General features: G+C 55.3%; 19 protein-coding genes and 1 pseudogene. 9 read left to right on the top strand and 11 right to left on the bottom strand.

The features are described from left to right. Positions 1–2: 2 nt before the first annotated feature. The 8 genes from ABVR31_RS03760 to ettA all read left to right on the top strand — a co-directional run bounded on the left by ABVR31_RS03760 (position 3) and on the right by ettA (position 9,019). Positions 3–704 carry a GntR family transcriptional regulator gene (locus ABVR31_RS03760; protein ID WP_150361297.1) on the top strand — a complete coding sequence of 234 codons (702 nt, stop codon included), beginning with the start codon at positions 3–5 and terminating at the stop codon, positions 702–704. A gap of 30 nt (positions 705–734) precedes the next feature. Continuing rightward, positions 735–2,003 (top strand): urea ABC transporter substrate-binding protein, encoded by a 1,269-nt coding sequence (gene urtA / locus ABVR31_RS03755; RefSeq protein ID WP_372773965.1) that lies wholly within the window; start codon positions 735–737, stop codon positions 2,001–2,003. 228 nt (positions 2,004–2,231) lie between these two features. Then, entirely contained in the window at positions 2,232–3,797 is a 1,566-nt protein-coding gene (gene urtB, locus ABVR31_RS03750) for an urea ABC transporter permease subunit UrtB (protein ID WP_215800662.1), read from the top strand. Continuing rightward, positions 3,797–4,873 (top strand): urea ABC transporter permease subunit UrtC, encoded by a 1,077-nt coding sequence (urtC, locus tag ABVR31_RS03745; RefSeq protein ID WP_372771842.1) that lies wholly within the window; start codon positions 3,797–3,799, stop codon positions 4,871–4,873. The genes urtB and urtC overlap by 1 nt, the downstream gene beginning before the upstream one ends. Next, positions 4,866–5,657, top strand: coding sequence for an urea ABC transporter ATP-binding protein UrtD (gene urtD, locus ABVR31_RS03740; RefSeq protein WP_372771841.1), 792 nt, complete (start codon positions 4,866–4,868; stop codon positions 5,655–5,657). The genes urtC and urtD overlap by 8 nt, the downstream gene beginning before the upstream one ends. Position 5,658: 1 nt before the next feature. Further along, positions 5,659–6,357, top strand: coding sequence for an urea ABC transporter ATP-binding subunit UrtE (gene urtE / locus ABVR31_RS03735; protein WP_372771840.1), 699 nt, complete (start codon positions 5,659–5,661; stop codon positions 6,355–6,357). Between the two features lie 113 nt (positions 6,358–6,470). Further along, positions 6,471–7,235 (top strand): DNA-binding transcriptional repressor DeoR, encoded by a 765-nt coding sequence (deoR, locus tag ABVR31_RS03730; protein ID WP_058757230.1) that lies wholly within the window; start codon positions 6,471–6,473, stop codon positions 7,233–7,235. Between the two features lie 116 nt (positions 7,236–7,351). Beyond that, complete coding sequence (gene ettA, locus ABVR31_RS03725) at positions 7,352–9,019, top strand: energy-dependent translational throttle protein EttA (protein WP_071813584.1); 1,668 nt, start codon at positions 7,352–7,354, stop codon at positions 9,017–9,019. Between the two features lie 49 nt (positions 9,020–9,068). On the opposite strand, the gene nadR is transcribed toward ettA, so the two are convergent. The 3 genes from nadR to serB all read right to left on the bottom strand — a co-directional run bounded on the left by nadR (position 9,069) and on the right by serB (position 12,979). Further along, a complete protein-coding gene (nadR, locus tag ABVR31_RS03720) occupies positions 9,069–10,295 on the bottom strand; it encodes a multifunctional transcriptional regulator/nicotinamide-nucleotide adenylyltransferase/ribosylnicotinamide kinase NadR (protein ID WP_010618490.1) in 1,227 nt (408 codons plus the stop codon). A 310-nt stretch (positions 10,296–10,605) separates the two neighbouring features. Then, complete coding sequence (radA, locus tag ABVR31_RS03715) at positions 10,606–11,988, bottom strand: DNA repair protein RadA (RefSeq protein ID WP_021506810.1); 1,383 nt, start codon at positions 11,986–11,988, stop codon at positions 10,606–10,608. Between the two features lie 13 nt (positions 11,989–12,001). Continuing rightward, positions 12,002–12,979 carry a phosphoserine phosphatase gene (gene serB / locus ABVR31_RS03710; protein WP_021506809.1) on the bottom strand — a complete coding sequence of 326 codons (978 nt, stop codon included), beginning with the start codon at positions 12,977–12,979 and terminating at the stop codon, positions 12,002–12,004. A gap of 107 nt (positions 12,980–13,086) precedes the next feature. On the opposite strand from serB, the gene ABVR31_RS03705 reads away from it, so the two are divergent. Beyond that, on the top strand, positions 13,087–13,761 hold the full coding sequence (locus tag ABVR31_RS03705; protein WP_021506808.1) for a YtjB family periplasmic protein: 675 nt from the start codon (positions 13,087–13,089) through the stop codon (positions 13,759–13,761). A gap of 520 nt (positions 13,762–14,281) precedes the next feature. Here the strand turns inward: ABVR31_RS03705 and ABVR31_RS03700 are convergent. From ABVR31_RS03700 to ABVR31_RS03665, 8 genes and pseudogenes are all read right to left on the bottom strand, one after another. Continuing rightward, positions 14,282–14,743: a hypothetical protein gene (locus ABVR31_RS03700; protein ID WP_372771839.1), complete on the bottom strand. Its 462-nt coding sequence runs from the start codon at positions 14,741–14,743 to the stop codon at positions 14,282–14,284. A 248-nt stretch (positions 14,744–14,991) separates the two neighbouring features. Further along, positions 14,992–15,477, bottom strand: coding sequence for a hypothetical protein (locus tag ABVR31_RS03695; protein WP_372771838.1), 486 nt, complete (start codon positions 15,475–15,477; stop codon positions 14,992–14,994). Continuing rightward, positions 15,474–15,641, bottom strand: a complete 168-nt coding sequence (locus ABVR31_RS03690; RefSeq protein ID WP_372771837.1) for a hypothetical protein — start codon at positions 15,639–15,641, stop codon at positions 15,474–15,476. Before ABVR31_RS03690 ends, ABVR31_RS03695 begins: the two co-directional genes overlap by 4 nt. Before the next feature lie 236 nt (positions 15,642–15,877). Next, positions 15,878–16,150 (bottom strand): hypothetical protein, encoded by a 273-nt coding sequence (locus ABVR31_RS03685; protein ID WP_125312225.1) that lies wholly within the window; start codon positions 16,148–16,150, stop codon positions 15,878–15,880. Between the two features lie 12 nt (positions 16,151–16,162). Continuing rightward, positions 16,163–16,432: a hypothetical protein gene (locus tag ABVR31_RS03680; RefSeq protein WP_238561542.1), complete on the bottom strand. Its 270-nt coding sequence runs from the start codon at positions 16,430–16,432 to the stop codon at positions 16,163–16,165. A 296-nt stretch (positions 16,433–16,728) separates the two neighbouring features. Continuing rightward, positions 16,729–17,235: a hypothetical protein gene (locus ABVR31_RS03675; RefSeq protein ID WP_372771836.1), complete on the bottom strand. Its 507-nt coding sequence runs from the start codon at positions 17,233–17,235 to the stop codon at positions 16,729–16,731. Continuing rightward, positions 17,229–17,306: pseudogene (locus ABVR31_RS03670) on the bottom strand (sugar-binding protein); the annotation flags it as partial. The pseudogene ABVR31_RS03670 and the gene ABVR31_RS03675, both read right to left, overlap by 7 nt. 424 nt (positions 17,307–17,730) lie before the next feature. Beyond that, entirely contained in the window at positions 17,731–17,937 is a 207-nt protein-coding gene (locus ABVR31_RS03665) for a hypothetical protein (RefSeq protein WP_238561540.1), read from the bottom strand. Positions 17,938–17,942: the final 5 nt, after the last annotated feature.

Below are 17,942 nucleotides of genomic sequence, written 5' to 3'. Positions count from 1 at the left end.
GTATGAACAGTAGCGCGCCCCGCAGCAAAGGCCGTCCCGAAGCGCTGGCCGAAAAGGTTTATCAGGCGCTGAAGCAGGACATCTTTGAATTCCGTCTGATGCCGGGTGACCGCTTCAGCGAAAACGAAATCGCCGAGCGGCTGGCGGTGAGCCGCACGCCGGTGCGTCAGGCGCTGTTCTGGCTGGAGCGCGAAGGCTACGTCGAGGTGTGGTTTCGCAGCGGCTGGCAGGTGCGGCCGTTCGATTTCGCCTACTTCGAGGAGCTGTACGACTTCCGCACCGTGCTGGAACGCGAAGCGGTGCGCCGCCTGTGCGCGCTGCCGCCGCTGGCCTGCGCGGAAACCCTGACCGCGCTGAAAACCTTCTGGATCGACGATGCCCGGCTGGCAGATGGCAAAGCGGTATCAGCGCACGACGAAGCGTTTCACATGGCGCTGGTGGCCGCGGCAGGCAATCAGGAGATGGCGCGCATCCACGCCGAGCTGACAGAAAAAATCCGCATCATTCGCCGTCTCGACTTCACGCGGGATGACCGGGTCGATGCCACGTACCGCGAGCACGCTCAGATCTTACGGGCGATTTTTCAGCAACACACCGAGGAGGCACAGCGCATTTTAACCGACCACATTGCCGTCAGTAAGGCCGAGGTCAGGAAGATTACGTTGCATATGTTACAGCAGGCTCGGCTTCAACCCATTGAATAACAACAGATAACACAGTTAGGGGTTTAAATGATGAAACGACGTTCGTTGCTTAAAGCTTTCGCGCTCTCCGCTACCGTTGCCAGCATGGGCTTCGCCTTTACCGCACAGGCGGCAGACACCATCAAAGTCGGCATTATGCATTCGCTGTCCGGCACCATGGCGATTTCCGAAACGCCGCTGAAAGATGTGGCGCTGATGACCATTGATGAGATCAACGCCAAAGGCGGTGTGCTGGGCAAGAAGCTGGAACCGGTGGTGGTCGATCCGGCCTCGAACTGGCCGCTGTTCGCCGAAAAAGCGCGCCAGCTGCTGACTCAGGACAAAGTGGCGGTGGTGTTTGGCTGCTGGACGTCGGTCTCGCGCAAATCGGTGCTGCCGGTGTTTGAAGAGCTGAACGGCCTGCTGTTTTATCCGGTGCAGTACGAAGGCGAAGAGATGTCGCCGAACGTGTTCTACACCGGCGCCGCGCCGAACCAGCAGGCGATCCCGGCGGTGCAGTATCTGATGAGCGAAGATGGCGGCAGCGCCAAACGCTTCTTCCTGCTCGGCACCGACTATGTCTATCCGCGCACCACCAACAAGATTCTGCGCGCCTTCCTGCATAGCAAAGGCGTGCAGGATAAGGATATCGAAGAGGTGTACACGCCGTTTGGTTACAGCGATTACCAGACCATCGTATCCAATATCAAAAAATTCTCCGCCGGTGTCAAAACCGCGGTGATCTCCACCATCAACGGTGATTCCAACGTCCCGTTCTACAAAGAGCTGGCGAACCAGGGCATTAAAGCAACCGACATTCCGGTGATCGCCTTCTCGGTGGGGGAAGAAGAGCTGCGCGGCATCGATACCAAACCGCTGGTCGGTCAGCTGGCGGCGTGGAACTACTTTGAGTCAGTGGATAACCCGACTAATGCGAAGTTCGTGGCCGACTACCGCGCTTACGCCAAAGCGCACAACCTGCCGAACGCCAGCACCGTAGTGACCAACGATCCGATGGAAGCCACCTACGTTGGCCTGCACATGTGGGCGCAGGCGGTAGAGAAAGCCGGCACCACCGATGTGGACAAAGTGCGCGCCGCGATGGCTGGACAGACGTTCAAAGCACCGGACGGCTTCACGCTGACCATGGACAAAACCAACCACCATCTGCACAAGCCGGTGATGATTGGTGAAGTGGAGGAGAACGGCCAGTTCAACGTGGTGTGGCAGACCGAACAGCCGGTACGCGCCCAGCCGTGGAGCCCGTATATCGCCGGGAATGATAAGAAGCCGGATTATCCGGTTAAGTCGGCGCAGTAAGGGGAGGCTGATGGTCCTCGCCCTATGGCCCTCACCCCGGCCCTCTCCCAGGGGGAGAGGGAGACGCTGCTGCATGTGAGGGCTGCTGCATGTGAGTGAGGCGCTCTTCATTCGCTCGATCGGTTCCCTCTCCCGCTTGCGGGAGAGGGTTAGGGTGAGGGCCAGACAACGCCCTAACCCTGATAAGGGCCACACCGCACCCAACGTAACCATAACAGGATGATCACCATGACACTCCGCCGTATTCTCAGCTGCCTGCTGTTACTGCTGCCGTGGCTGGCGCAGGCCGGTGATGGCGCTGACTTCGCCGCCGCCAGCCGCACGCAGCAGGCGACATTGCTGCAGCAGTGGGCTGCGGCGCCGCAGGCCAGCCGCTTGCCGCTGCTGCAGGCGCTGCGCAATGAAAGCGTGGTTATCGACCAGAACAAACAGCCGTTCAGCAAACAGGCTGACCAGCTTCTGCCGCTCGACAGCGCCCGGCAGCCGGACGGCGAAACCAAAAAACTCTTCATGAACAACCGGCTGCGCGTGCTGATTGCCAGCGCCCTCGCCGCCCACCAGCTGGTGAGTGACGATGCGGCGACTCGCCTGCGCGCAGCGCAGCAGTTACAAAACGATGCCGCGCCTGACCAGCTGCCGCTGATTGAACAGCGCCTCGCCGCCGAACAGGACAGCAAGGTGCACGCGGTGCTGGCGATGGCCGCCGCGAATCTGCAGCTCGCCAGCCCGGACGCCGCGCTGCGCCTGAAAGCGGTCACGCTGCTCGGTGAATCGGGCGATCCGGCGATGCAGGCCAGCCTGACGCGCCTAACCCAGGTCAGCAACGAACCCGATGCGCAGGTGCGCGCCGCTGCGGCCGCCAGCCTGCAGCACATCAGGCAGCGCCTGATGTGGGGCGACTGGCTCGGGCAGGCGTTTACCGGCCTGTCGCTCGGCTCCATTCTGCTGCTGGCCGCGCTCGGCCTGGCGATCACCTACGGCCTGCTGGGCGTAATCAACATGGCGCACGGCGAGATGCTGATGCTCGGCGCCTACGCCACCTGGCTGGTGCAGAACCTGTTCCAGCAGTTTGCGCCGCAGTGGCTGGCGTGGTACCCGCTGCTGGCGCTGCCGGTGGCCTTCGCCGTCACCGCCGTGATGGGCATGCTGCTGGAACGCACCATCATCCGCCACTTATACGGTCGCCCGCTGGAGACGCTGCTCGCCACCTGGGGCATCAGCCTGATGCTGATTCAGCTGGTGCGCATGCTGTTTGGCGCGCAGAACCTCGAAGTGGCCAACCCGGGCTGGCTGTCCGGCGGCTGGCAGCTGCTGCCGAATCTGGTGCTGCCGTATAACCGCATCGCGGTAATCCTGTTTGTCATCGCGGTGCTGGCGCTCACCTGGCTGCTGCTGAATAAAACCCGGCTGGGGCTGAATGTGCGGGCGGTCACGCAGAACCGCGCCATGGCCGACTGCTGCGGCGTGCCGACCGGGCGCATCGATATGCTGGCGTTTGGCCTGGGTTCCGGCATTGCCGGACTCGGCGGCGTCGCGCTGTCGCAGCTGGGCAATGTCGGGCCGGAACTGGGTCAGGGCTACATCATCGACTCATTCCTCGTGGTGGTGCTCGGCGGCGTCGGTCAGCTGGCCGGCACCGTGGTGGCGGCTTTTGGTCTCGGCATCCTCAACAAAGTGCTGGAGCCGCAGATTGGCGCGGTGCTCGGCAAAATCCTGATCCTCGTGCTGATTGTGCTGTTTATCCAGAAACGTCCCCAGGGTCTGTTTGCCGTTAAAGGGAGGGTGATTGACTGATGAGCCAGCCACTGACCTTACGCGCGGTGCGCAAAGCGCCGCGCCTCAGCCTGATTCTCGGCGTCATCGTGATCGCGCTGCTGCTGGTGCTGCCGTTCTGCGCCCTGCTGCCCGCCAGCCATCCGCTGGCGATCTCCACCTATACGCTGACGCTGGTGGGCAAAATCCTCTGCTATGCGATTGTCGCGGTGGCGCTGGATCTGGTGTGGGGCTACGCCGGGCTGCTGTCGCTCGGCCACGGGCTGTTTTTTGCCCTCGGCGGCTATGCCATGGGCATGTACCTGATGCGCCAGGCTGCAGGCAGCGGTTTGCCGGCGTTTATGTCGTTTCTGTCGTGGAATGAGCTGCCGTGGTTCTGGGCCGGTAGCCAGCACTTTCTCTGGGCGCTGTGTCTGATTGTACTGGTGCCGGGCCTGCTGGCGCTGCTGTTTGGCTTCTTCGCCTTTCGCTCCAGAATCAAAGGCGTCTACTTTTCTATCATGACGCAGGCGCTGACTTACGCTGGCATGCTGCTGTTTTTCCGCAACGAAACCGGCTTTGGCGGCAACAACGGCTTTACCGGTTTTACGACCCTGCTCGGTTTCAGCGTCACCGCCACCGGCACGCGTATCGCACTGTTTATCGCGACCGTGCTATTGCTGCTGCTCAGCCTGGCGCTGGGCTTTGCCCTGGCGCGCAGTAAGTTTGGACGCGTGCTGACGGCGGTGCGTGATGCAGAAAACCGCCTGATGTTTATTGGTTACGATCCGAAGGGCTTCAAACTGTTCGTCTGGACGCTCTCTGCCATGCTGTGCGGGCTGGCTGGTGCGCTGTACGTGCCGCAGGTCGGCATCATCAACCCGAGTGAAATGTCGCCGACCAACTCGATTGAAGCGGCGATTTGGGTGGCGCTCGGCGGACGCGGCACGCTGATTGGCCCGCTGCTGGGTGCGACTATCGTCAACGGTGCCAAAAGCTGGTTCACCGTCGCCTTCCCGGAATACTGGCTGTTTTTCCTGGGCCTGATGTTCATCCTGGTCACGCTGTTCCTGCCGCGTGGCGTAATTGGCCTGCTGCGCCGGAGGCGTCATGACTGAGCAACTGTTTACCCAACCGCACCCGGCGGATCGCTATCGTCAGCAAACCGATCCGGTGCTGCTGCTGGAGAACATCAACGTCTCGTTTGACGGCTTCCGCGCGCTGACCGATCTGTCATTGCAGATCGGCGTCGGCGAGCTGCGCTGCGTGATCGGCCCGAACGGCGCGGGGAAAACCACGCTGATGGACGTGATCATCGGCAAAACCCGGCCGGACAGCGGCCAGGTGATCTACGACCAGGATACCGATCTGCGCCAGCTGTCGCCGGTCGAAATCGCCCGCGCCGGCATTGGCCGCAAGTTTCAGAAACCCACGGTGTTTGAAGCGCTGACGGTGTTTGAAAACCTCGAGATCGCGCTGAAAAACGATAAATCGGTGTGGGCCAGCCTGCGCGCCCGGCTTAGCGGCGAGCAGCGCGATCGCATCGACGAGGTGCTGAAACTGCTGCGGCTCGGCGGCGAACGCCAGCGGCAGGCGGGTCTGCTTTCGCACGGGCAGAAGCAGTTCCTCGAAATCGGCATGCTGCTGGTGCAGGAGCCGCACCTGCTGCTGCTGGACGAACCGGCAGCTGGCATGACCGATGCCGAAACCGACTACACCGCCGAGCTGTTCCGCAGCCTGGCGGGCAAGCACTCACTGATGGTGGTGGAACATGACATGGGCTTTGTGGAAACCATTGCCGACCACGTGACGGTGCTGCATCAGGGCCAGGTGCTGGCTGAGGGATCGCTGCGCGAGGTACAGGCGGACGATCGGGTTATCGACGTATATCTGGGGCGCTAAGATGTTACAGGTAGCAGAACTGCATCAATATTACGGCGGCAGCCATATCCTGCGCGGTCTGTCGTTTGAGGCCCGCCCGGGCGAGATCACCTGCCTGCTGGGGCGCAACGGCGTGGGCAAAACCACGCTGCTGAAGTGTCTGATGGGGCTGATTCCGGTCAAATCCGGCGAGGTTCGCTGGCAGAACCAGCTGATTAACACGCGCAAGCCCCACCAGCGCGTGCAGGCCGGTATTGCTTATGTGCCGCAGGGGCGCAAAATTTTTCCGCGTCTGACGGTGGAAGAGAACCTGCTGATGGGGCTGGCGCGCTTCTCCGGCGCCCAGGCCAGCCGGGTACCGGAGGAGATCTACCAGCTGTTTCCGGTGCTGCGCGAGATGAAAACGCGGCGCGGCGGCGATCTGTCAGGCGGCCAGCAGCAGCAGCTGGCGATCGGCCGGGCGCTGGCCTGCCAGCCGCAGCTGTTGATTCTTGATGAGCCGACCGAAGGGATCCAGCCGTCGGTGATCAAAGAGATCGGTGCGGTGATCCGTCAGCTGGCGCAGCGCGGTGACATGGCGATCCTGCTGGTTGAGCAGTTTTACGATTTCGCCGCCGAACTGGCCGACAGCTATCTGGTGATGTCGCGCGGCGAAATTGTGCAGCGCGGCGCGGGTGCGAATATGGAGAGCGAGGGCGTGCGCGGGCTGGTGGCGATTTAGCCGCGCGGCGGGCGGGCAGGCAGAAGACAGGTTGTTAATCTGCAAGAAAAAACTTATGTTTACCCTCCACCCGGCCATTCCGGCCGCAGCGAAGGTTGAGCGAACTGTTACTGATGGAAACCCGCCGCGACGAACGAATCAATAAGCTGGCGCAGGCGCTGAAACACAGCGACACCCTGCACTTAAAACAGGCCGCGCAACTGCTGGGCGTGTCAGAAATGACCATCCGCCGCGATTTAACCGGCGCGACGCAGGGCGTGGTGCTGCTGGGTGGCTATGTGATGCGCGACCCGCGGCAGAACGTGGCGCACTATTTTGTCAGCGACCAGCAAAACCTCAACGTCAGCAAGAAACGTCTGCTGGCACAGCGGGCTGCCGCGCTGGTACAGGCCAACGACACGGTGTTTTTCGACTGCGGCACCACGTTGCCGCTGGTGATCGAAGCGATCGATAACGATCTGCCCTTCACCGCCATTTGCAGCGCGATCAACACCTTTCTGGCATTAAAAGAGAAGCCGCACTGTCGAGTGATTCTGTGCGGCGGCGAATTCCACGCCGATAACGCCGTGTTTACCCCGCTCGAGCAGGTCACGGTGCTGGATGCGCTCTGCCCCAATAAAGCCTTTATCTCTGCCGCCGGCATGGACGCCGCGCAGGGTGCCACCTGTTATAACCTCAATGAACTGCCCATCAAGCATCTGGCGCTGCAGCGGGCGCAGACCAAAATCGTGGTCGGCGACAGCAGCAAGTACGGCAAGGTACTGCCGGCGCGCATTGGTGACTTCTCGCTGTTTGATATGCTGGTCAGCGACAGCCCGCCTCCGCCCGCGCTGCTTGCCGTGCTGCAGGCGGCCAGGCTCACCCTGCATTGCGGCTAGCATTATTCCGCCGCTGCGGAAGATTGCGCGCAATGCGGCTGTGATTGCCGGGTGAAAACGGCTAAACTTCAGCATCTGACGTTCCACCCATTACAGACCAAGAGGCTCATCACAACGTGGCTCAATTCGTCTATAGCATGCATCGCGTCGGCAAAGTGGTTCCGCCGAAGCGTCACATTCTGAAGAATATCTCCCTTAGCTTTTTCCCTGGCGCCAAAATTGGCGTACTCGGCCTGAACGGCGCGGGTAAATCGACCCTGCTGCGCATCATGGCCGGCATTGATAAAGATATCGAAGGGGAAGCTCGCCCGCAGCCGGGCATCAAAGTCGGCTATCTGCCGCAGGAACCTCAGCTGAACCCGGAACACACCGTGCGTGAGTCGGTGGAAGAAGCCGTCGCGGAAGTGGTTGGCGCGCTGAAGCGTCTCGACGAAGTGTACGCGCTGTACGCCGATCCGGATGCCGACTTCGACAAGCTGGCCGCTGAGCAGGGTCGTCTGGAAGAAGTGATCCAGGCACACGACGGGCACAACCTGGAAACCCAGCTGAACCGCGCCGCCGATGCCATGCGTCTGCCGGAGTGGGATGCCAAAATCGCCAACCTGTCCGGTGGTGAACGCCGCCGCGTCGCGCTGTGCCGTCTGCTGCTGGAAAAGCCAGACATGCTGCTGCTCGACGAACCGACCAACCACCTGGATGCCGAATCCGTCGCGTGGCTGGAGCGTTTCCTGCACGACTTCGAAGGCACCGTGGTAGCCATCACCCACGACCGTTACTTCCTCGATAACGTTGCCGGCTGGATTCTGGAGCTGGACCGTGGTGAAGGCATTCCATGGGAAGGCAACTACTCTTCATGGCTGGAGCAGAAAGATCAGCGTCTGGCGCAGGAGGCTTCTCAGGAAGCGGCGCGTCGCAAATCGATCGAGAAAGAGCTGGAGTGGGTGCGCCAGGGCGCGAAAGGCCGTCAGTCTAAGGGCAAAGCCCGTCTGGCGCGCTTTGAAGAGCTCAACAACACCGATTATCAGAAACGTAACGAGACCAACGAACTGTTCATTCCACCTGGCGCGCGCCTCGGCGACAAAGTGCTGGAAGTGAAGAATCTGAGCAAAGCGTATGGCGATCGCGTGCTGATTGACGATCTGTCGTTCTCGCTGCCGAAAGGCGCCATCGTCGGTATCATCGGTCCTAACGGCGCCGGTAAATCGACGCTGTTCCGCATGATGTCAGGCCAGGAGCAGCCGGATTCCGGCAGCATTGAGCTGGGCGAAACCGTGAAGCTGGCGTCGGTCGATCAGTTCCGCGATGCGATGGATAATTCAAAAACCGTGTGGGAAGAAGTTTCTGGCGGTCAGGACATTATGCGCATCGGCAACACCGAAATGCCAAGCCGCGCTTATGTCGGTCGCTTTAACTTCAAGGGTACCGATCAGGGCAAACGCGTCGGCGAACTGTCCGGCGGTGAGCGTGGTCGTCTGCACCTGGCGAAACTGCTGCAGGTGGGCGGCAACCTGCTGCTGCTCGATGAGCCAACCAACGACCTGGATATCGAAACCCTGCGCGCACTGGAAAACGCCCTGCTGGAGTTCCCGGGCTGCGCGATGGTGATCTCGCACGACCGCTGGTTCCTCGACCGTATCGCCACCCACATCATCGACTATCAGGATGAAGGTAAAGTGGAGTTCTTCGAAGGTAACTTTACCGAGTACGAAGAGTACAAGAAACGCACCCTCGGCGCCGAAGCGCTGGAGCCGAAGCGTATCAAGTACAAGCGCATGGCGAAGTAATCGCTGTGATAACAAAAAGGCGCCGCGGCGCCTTTTTTGTTGTGCTGCGCTAGCTGCCCAGCATCTGCTTCACCAGCTCGACGCAGCGCAGGAAGCGTGTGTCGTAGTCATCCTCTTTGACGTGCACATATTCAATGTGATTTTCACGCAGCATGGTGACCAGCATCGACTGGAACTCACGGCGATCCATCGAACTGCCGAGGCTGCGCAGGCCGTCGGCCACCCACGGCACATTATTTTCCAGCAGAATCACCAGGTCAAAGCGGTACTCATCGATCAGCGCCTGCACGAACGGGTGCTCGCGCCCTTCATACTTAAGGCAGAACGCCTGGGTAGTGATGAAGTCAGTGTCGATAAACGCCACTTTGTTGGCGTATTTGACGGCGAAATCGATGTATTGCGCCTGGCCGAGCGCGATTTTGTCGTAGTCGGAGTATTGCAGCGCCATCTCGTCGCCGCCGAGGTGCGAGAAGACATAATCGCGGCCATACTCCCACGCGCTGGTGGTGTTAAAGATGTTGGCCAGCTTGTTGACCAGCGTCGATTTGCCGCTCGATTCACCGCCGAGCACCGCCACGGTGCGCACGAAGAACGGCTTCACTTCAGTCGGGATGTACTCCCAGTAGCGGAACGGATCCTGACGAATCTGGCTGCCGCTGATGTTCATAAACGATCGATGCGGATCGATCACCACCGCCGGAATACCCAGATGCTGCTGATACATCGGCGCATCCGGTTCTTCGCTGGTATAGACGCAGTCGGGCTCAATGCCCTGCTCCGCGAGGAAGGTTTTCACGCCAGCGCTCCACACATCCCAGCCGTGCGGATAGGGCTCGATGCCCTCTTCGTTGAACGAATGGATGCGGATGTTTTTCTGGTACTTGAAGGTCTGCAGCAGCCAGCGCAGACGATCGCTGATGGTGGGCTGCTGCGACATGGCGCTGTTCTCAAACAGCTGGCGATCGCGCGGATCGTCATGGCCCATGATGATGTGCAGCTCATCGACCTGGCTACAGGCGCGCTGGATCAGGTAGATGTGGCCAGTGTGCAGCGGATAGAACTTCCCGAACACCACGCCCACGGTTTTGTCGCGACGCGGGAATTCCAGCCCGAGAAAACGGTGCAGCGCTTCCAGCTTCTGCGCGCTCGGGCTTTTGATTTTGGCATTCAGCAACTGGCTCAGATAGCCTTTGGTCATCCCGCTGGCATCAGCCACCTGCTGCAATGTATGTCCCTGCTGGCGAATCGCGGTTTTCAGATAGTCAAACGATGACATGTGGTGCCTCCTGCATGGAATTAGAGGGATGGTGCGCGCGGGCCCTCACCCCGGCCCTCTCCCGCCCGCGGGAGAGGGGAAAATCCTGAACAGAGCGATAAATGGCAGATTAACGCCGTACTTTCCGCCGCTCCGATCGGTCTCCTCTCCCGCCCAGCGGGAGAGGAGGAAAATCCTGAACAGAGCGGTTAACAACAGATTGGTACCGTACTTCCCGCCCCTGCGAACGGTTCCCTCTCCCGTAAGCGGGAGAGGGTTAGGGTGAGGGAAAAGGTGGAGCACAAGCCCAACCTCCCCCCAACAACTCAACTTACAGCTCGTCCAGAATCGCCAGCGCGTCCGCCAGTTTCTTCGCGCTATACACCTTCATACCGTCAATCGCCTTCTTCGGCGCATTCCCTGCCGGCACAATGGCGCGCTTAAAGCCGTGCTTGGCCGCTTCGGAAATGCGCTCCTGGCCGCTCGGCACCGGACGAATCTCCCCGGCCAGTCCGACTTCGCCAAAAATCACCAGATCCTGTGGCAGCGGGCGATCGCGCAGGCTCGACACCATCGCCAGCAGCAGCGCCAGGTCTGCACTGGTCTCGGTGACTTTGACGCCGCCGACCACGTTCACAAACACGTCCTGATCGGCCATCTGCAGGCCGCCGTGGCGGTGCAGCACCGCCAGCAGAATCGCCAGACGGTTCTGCTCCAGCCCAACCGCCACACGGCGCGGATTGCCCATCATCGAATGGTCCACCAGCGCCTGAATCTCAACCAGCAGCGGGCGCGTGCCCTCCCAGACCACCATCACCGAACTGCCGGAGGTGATCTCATCGCCGCGTGACAAAAAGATAGCAGACGGGTTACTGACTTCGCGCATGCCCTGCTCGGTCATGGCAAATACGCCCAGCTCATTCACCGCGCCAAAGCGGTTTTTGTGGCTGCGCAGCGTGCGGAAGCGCGAATCGGCATCGCCGTCCAGCAGCACCGAACAGTCAATGCAGTGCTCCAGCACCTTCGGCCCGGCCAGCGAGCCATCTTTGGTGACGTGACCGACCATGATGATCGCCACGCCGCGCGTCTTGGCGAAGCGCGTCAGGTAAGCGGCGGTTTCCCGCACCTGCGCCACGCTGCCCGGCGATGACTGGATCTCCGCCATGTGCATCACCTGGATCGAGTCGATCACCATCAGCTTCGGCTGCTCCTGCTCGGCGATCAGGCAGATCTGCTCGATGCTGGTTTCCGACAGCATATTGAGGTTTTCCGTCGGCAATCCCAGACGATGGGCGCGCATCGCCACCTGCTGCAGCGACTCTTCGCCGGTGACGTACAGGGTTTTCATCCCTTCCGCCAGCTTACACATCACCTGCAACAACAGCGTTGATTTACCGGCGCCAGGGTTACCGCCAATCAGTATCGCGCTGCCCGGCACCACGCCGCCGCCCAGCACGCGGTCAAACTCTTTGAAACTGGTCGAGAAACGCGGCAGCGCTTCCAGACTGATCTCCGACAGCTTCTGCACCCGGCTGGTGCCGGCGCTACCGGCATAGCCGCTCAGGCGCTCATTGCGCGCGGCCGCAGGCGAGGCGGCAATGCGCACCTCGGTAATGGTATTCCAGGCGTGACAGGCGCTACATTGCCCCTGCCAGCGCGGATAGTCAGCGCCGCATTCGTTACAGACGAAGGCGCGTTTTGCCGCTTTGGCCAAATCAAATCCTCAGTTAACGCTCTTCGTGAATCAGGCTGCCGGTGAGAATGCAGAACACTCCCATCAGGTCAGCATGGCGGATAATCACTTCCGTCTGCTCATTCACTTTGGGTTTAGCATGATAGGCGATACCCAGCGCCGCGGTTTTAATCATTGGCAGATCGTTAGCACCATCGCCAATCGCCACGGTTTGTTCCGGTGCGATGTCAAAGCGCTGGGCCAGACTGTTCAGGGTATCGGCTTTAAATTGCGCGTCGACGATTTGCCCCAGCACTTCGCCGGTCAGCTTACCGTCACGCATTTCCAGTTCGTTGGCTACCGCAGCGGCCAGATGCAGCGTCTGCCGCAGGTGATCGGCATAGAAGGTGAACCCGCCCGAGGCAATCGCCACCTGCCAGCCCAGCGCCTGCAACTTGTGCACCAGCGTGGTCAGGCCCGGCATCAGCGGCAGCGTGTCGCGCACCTGCTTCAGGATGTTGGCGTCAGCGCCAGCCAGCTTCGCCACGCGCTCGCGCAGGCTGGCTTTAAAATCCAGCTCGCCGCGCATCGCGCGCTCCGTCACTTCCGCCACCTGCTCGCCACAGCCCGCCAGTTTGGCGATCTCATCGATGCACTCGATCTGGATGGCGGTGGAATCCATGTCCATTACCAGCAGCCCTGGCGTTTTCAGATGGGGAATTTTGCCAAGCGGCGCCACATCAAAGCCAGCCTCATGCGCCAGCTTGCTGGCACGCGGTGTCAGCGAGCCCGCCAGCCGGATTACCTGATACTCATCGACATTCCACGCGCTGACGATCACCATCGCCGCGCCCAGCTGATGCTGATAATCGGTCAGTTTTTGTTTATCGAGCCCGCGCCCATACAGTAACCAGCCAGTCCGACCGGCACGGTAATCCAGCGGCATCACTTCATCACCGCTCAGGGAAAGGGGTAAACCCGGCCAAAGAGAGACATCGGCGGGCAGATCGCACCAGGTAAGACGATTTGGCATTACAGCTCCTGTAGGGACAACAAAACCACGCAAGAGGCTACCTTGTCTGCGCGGGTTCTGGCAACATAATTGCCAGCCTTTCTGCTGTTACGTCACACGGGTTTCTGATGGTCAAAACCGCACTGAAATTTCGCCTGCATCGCACGGTGATCGTTCTTATCTCGCTGGCGCTGTTAGTGGTGCTGATGCAGGGCGCATCATGGTTTAGTCTTGGCCATCAGATGGCCCGTTCCGAACAGGTCGAGGAGCTGGCGCACACGCTGACGCGCCAGGTGGCGTTCAGCCTGAAACCGCTCATGGATAACAGTGACGATAACCGCACGCAGATTGAAGCCATCCTGAATCAGATGACGGATAACAGCCGTGTGCTGGACGCTTCGGTCTATGCCGACGACGGCAGCCTGGTGGCCCACAGCGGTGAGAGTATTAATGTGCGCGACCGCCTGGCGCTCGACGGTAAACGTGCCGGTAGTTATTTCAATCATCAGATTGTCCAGCCGCTGGAAGGGAAAGAGGGCCCGCAGGGTTTTCTGCGTATTACGCTGGATACCCATGTGCTGGTGACGGAATCGCGTCAGGTAGATAACACCACCAATATTCTGCGCCTGATGATGCTGCTGGCGCTGGCGATCGGCATTATCCTGACCCGTACCCTGCTGCGCGACCGCCGCACCCGCTGGCAGCAATCCCCGTTCCTGCTGACGGCCAGCAGAACGGTGAAAGAGGATAAAGAGGAAGAGACGGCGGCGGAGAGTGTGGAGACGGAGAGGAAAGAGGGTTGAGTTCATTTGGGCGGTGCGGTCTGATCGCTTGCTGAAACAAGGTTTGACACCGGTCGGGCGGTGACAGTCAGGATAGAGGCGGCTGCCTGATTCTGACGGCGGGCGGCTCAAGAGAAAAAAGCCGGAGGATCGTTAAGAGCGTTTTCGGCTTATTCTAATTCTTTCTTATTTTTTCAAACCGATAGGCAACATCGACTAATACCTTTATCACTCCATCCTCATCTGGCCAATAAAAAATGAACAGTAGATAACCTGGCATATAAACCTTTGGCTCCTTTATCTTAATCATTTCTTCGCTCAATAGTGTTATTAGAAAAGGTCTATCTATAAAATACTGCATTCATCGTATTACCGTCATCATCTCTAATCAGCTTATTCATTTCAAATTATTAAAATAAATAATATTTTTTGCAGAAGCCGAAATCATCCGTGACATGATGAATGCTATGGTGATGAAATAATTTTTAGCCACGTTACTTCAGGAGCGAATGGATTAATGCCCCTTGATGTTATTCCATTCTCAATACTCAACCCATTTTTTATCTTCAAACCCTTTTCGATAATTACAGACAATCGTCCCTGTACGATTATGAGGATCATAAGCAGCATCAACGTGCCCCCATGCCCCTGACACTGGAAGCTCAGCCGTAAATTCATCACTAAACCATTTTCTTAACCCTCGGGTAACATTACCTTCAGGTTTTTTTTGTTTACCCATCAAAAGCTTTTCAGGTGAGAATCGCCAACTACTAAGTTGAGAATTAATGTCATTAGGCTGCAAAAAATCAACTATAAGATAAATATCACCAAACTTCCTGTCACCTTTAAGTATGGTTCTATACGATACAGTCTTATTTTCTTTTTTTTCAGGCCACCCCTCCCACTTTACATGAAAGTTATCAAATAAATTTTTTTTTGTTACCTCTGGACCCAACATCAATGAGTTTTTAAATGTAATAACTCCCTTCTCTAAGTCGAACATAATTTTACACTCCAATATCAAATGGTAAACCTATGGGTTCCAGGACTGTTTTATAATTAGATATGAAGAATTTCGTCCCACAACTGCTCCCAAACTACCAGTATCCTGGGATGGTTTAGCGGGGTAACGATTATGCTATGTGAGAATAACTAACCTAAAAGTAAATTTTCATAACTGAACAGCGCAGTATTTTTCGCTATAGTATATAATATCGAGCAAGCTAATTTATGAAATATAAAAATTAACTGTTAGAATAAATTACTCCGCCTATATTCACGCCACTTTTCCTGATCTTCGAATGCTGTTTTATAGTTACAAACAATCATTCCTACACTATTCCATGGATCATAGGAAGCATCAATATGCCCCCATTCTCCTCCTGTAGGTAATAAAACTTGCGTTTTTTTAAAAAACCAATCCCTTAAACGCTTTGTTACTTTCCCTGATGCTTTTTTTTGCTGACCTTCTATCAGTCCTTCTGGAGCAATAAACCATGTAGCAACGAGTGCATTTTCGTTAACTGGCGGTTTAAAAGTAACAATTAAATAAACAAAACCATCATATTTATTACCTAATTTCAATCTATAGGATACAACTTCCCCATCATCGTTTCTTAACCAATCCTCCCATGGATGCAGATTGGTAATAATTTCTTTTTTCTTCTGGAAAAGAGATATTTTTATATTCTCATCAAAGATTATAACGTCAGCCTTACACGATATTTGCAAGATCATACTCCTAAACCAAATGGAGATCCTATTGGCTCTAATACAATTTTATAATTAGAGATAAAGAATTGCGTTCCGCCACCTTTACCAAAACCAAGAGAAGGATCTTGTGATAAAGCCTGGCCAGTACCTGCAACTGTAGTTTTTTTAATTCGGTAAGCCTGTACCATTTTTCTATAACCGTATGTTGGGTGGGGAAGTACCTGCAGACTCTGCCATAATTTTGTTCTGCTACCATCAGCAGCATCTAAAGTGGCTTTGTCTAAATAGAAACCAGATTGTCCGGGTGCTCCGCCATAGACAATATCCCCTTCTTTTAAGAAAGTATTTTACCATTTATCGCGCCCCTTATAAATACCATGACCTTGCCATTGTCTGCCACGGGGATCGCTTCAGGCTTATTTAACTATATTTCTTTTTCTAAATAACTATCGACTGCTTTTTCCATTCTATCCAAAACATTAGTAATTGGATTAAGGTAGTCGTTATACATGTCTGCATAACGACGGGCAAAGCCTCTTAAGATATTACTCTTTACTTCATCATTAATAACTTCCACTTTTAAATTTTCAAGATCATTAATAAAAGCCCGCAAATCTTCTTTGCGCTCATTTTTTATAACAGCTTCAATATTATCAATTGCTCTATCTATTTCAGATAAGAGGGATTTTTTATACAAGATTAATATTCCTCATGAGGAAAGATAACTCTTCACTACTTCTTCAGCATCAGACATTTGATAAAGAAGAGGATTATCATAATCATTATATATTCCTAAATAAGCTTTAACTGAGTTATGTATTTCGTTGTACGTCAAAACATCCATTTCAATATCATGAATTCTTTTCTTATATTTATCAATAATATTATTGAGTTCCACCTTATGAAAAACCAATCTTTCTTTTTCTAGATCCGAAAGAGTTTTCCTTAATATATTTAATGCTTCGATTTTTGTTTTCATAACATTATTACATCACTCATCTCCTTTCAGTAAAAAATAGAGATAACATTACTGCCATATGTCTAACAGTTTGCTCCATACATCTCTCATATTTTCACCTTGTACAGAGTAGTCATTGAACTCTTCTGTGTAATCAATAAAAGTTTGGTGAATAGACCTGATCGGGACATTCCTTTCATACCTTGAATCCTCAATTATTTTCTTAAGCTTATGCAAGTAATACGGATCCCTCACTCTCCCCGCAAAGTAATTATCAAGGAAATCAAGCACTTCACTGTAGGACTCATAGTTCATTCTTACTCCTCAGGAAGAATATTAACATCATCGAAATTTATAACTCGCTTGTCTGCGTATAATTGCTCGACACCACCTTTTCCATATCGCGGATATGCTTTAGTAAAAAGCTCTAATGGTTTACCCGGTTCATTTCCAAACATTGTTGGGTGCCGAACCTGAGGAATGCCATTTTCAAATAATTGAAGAGTATCAAATTGCCCTCTCAACCTACCATCACTCCAGGAAATATCTTCAGGATTAAGAGGATTAACTTTATCAATACCTTTTATTTGAAAAGCATCTCTTGTTGCTTTTCCACTATTAAATTCATCGAAACCAAAATAGGTGAACAGAGCACTCTTATCAGAGAGCAGCTTTTGTCCCCACGCATTTAAGCTGCCATCATCGTTCTTATATCGTACAAACCGATACGCTGTCGCTCGCATTGTTGCACTAGGCCCATCAGGACCAACATAAAAATCAGGCTTACTTTTATTTCCATTGTTGCTGCACTTTCTCAACCCCACGCATCCACCCACCCTAGCGAAGTCGGCGCATACTGGTACAGGTTCAGCCCACCCGCCAGTCCTATCTGGTCATAGGGAGGACTCTAACATCGTCATACCTTTTAGTGGGATTAACATGCTGCTTTTATTATCTTTTCATGGGGGCCTTTCCCACTTTCAGCAGGCTGTCAACACGATGAACATGGACGCGTGCTTTTGCCCTGCCCACGCGACCGCCCAGCCATGACCTTCCCTGTCTGTACTCCTAAATACTACCAGCCACGCTTTGAACGGCAACCCGTGCACGGCAGCTTGCTGTTCGCCGGGCACGGCCGGCACAGAGCCCACTGGTGATGCCACTACCACTTGGATTTACCGGGGGTAGCGGCTGCATGTGGCGAAGTTCGGGGTCGGTAAGAAGTTAACCATGCAGGTTGAACAGGGCTGTCTGATCCTGACGGCAGGCAGCTAAAATAAAAAGCCGGAAGGATCTTTAGGATCGCTTCCGGCTTTTTCTCAGCAATAGTGGAAATATATATCACTTATTAAATCGCCATCTGCCTGTTCGACAGTGACTGCTTTAACTTTATTAAAGTCGGCTAAAATCCCTTTTACTGGAACATCATCTCTGGATATATATTCATAGAAAGGTTCTCTTTCATTCTCAGGTACATATTTATTTATCAAATAAATAAGATTTTCTCTTAACTCTTTATCTGTCATAGCAT

Source organism: Pantoea sp. WEP (assembly GCF_041678305.1).
Classification (GTDB): Bacteria; Pseudomonadota; Gammaproteobacteria; order Enterobacterales; family Enterobacteriaceae; genus Pantoea; species Pantoea dispersa.
Note: the sequence above shows the minus strand (reverse complement) of the source record. Positions and strands in the feature narration are given on the sequence as shown.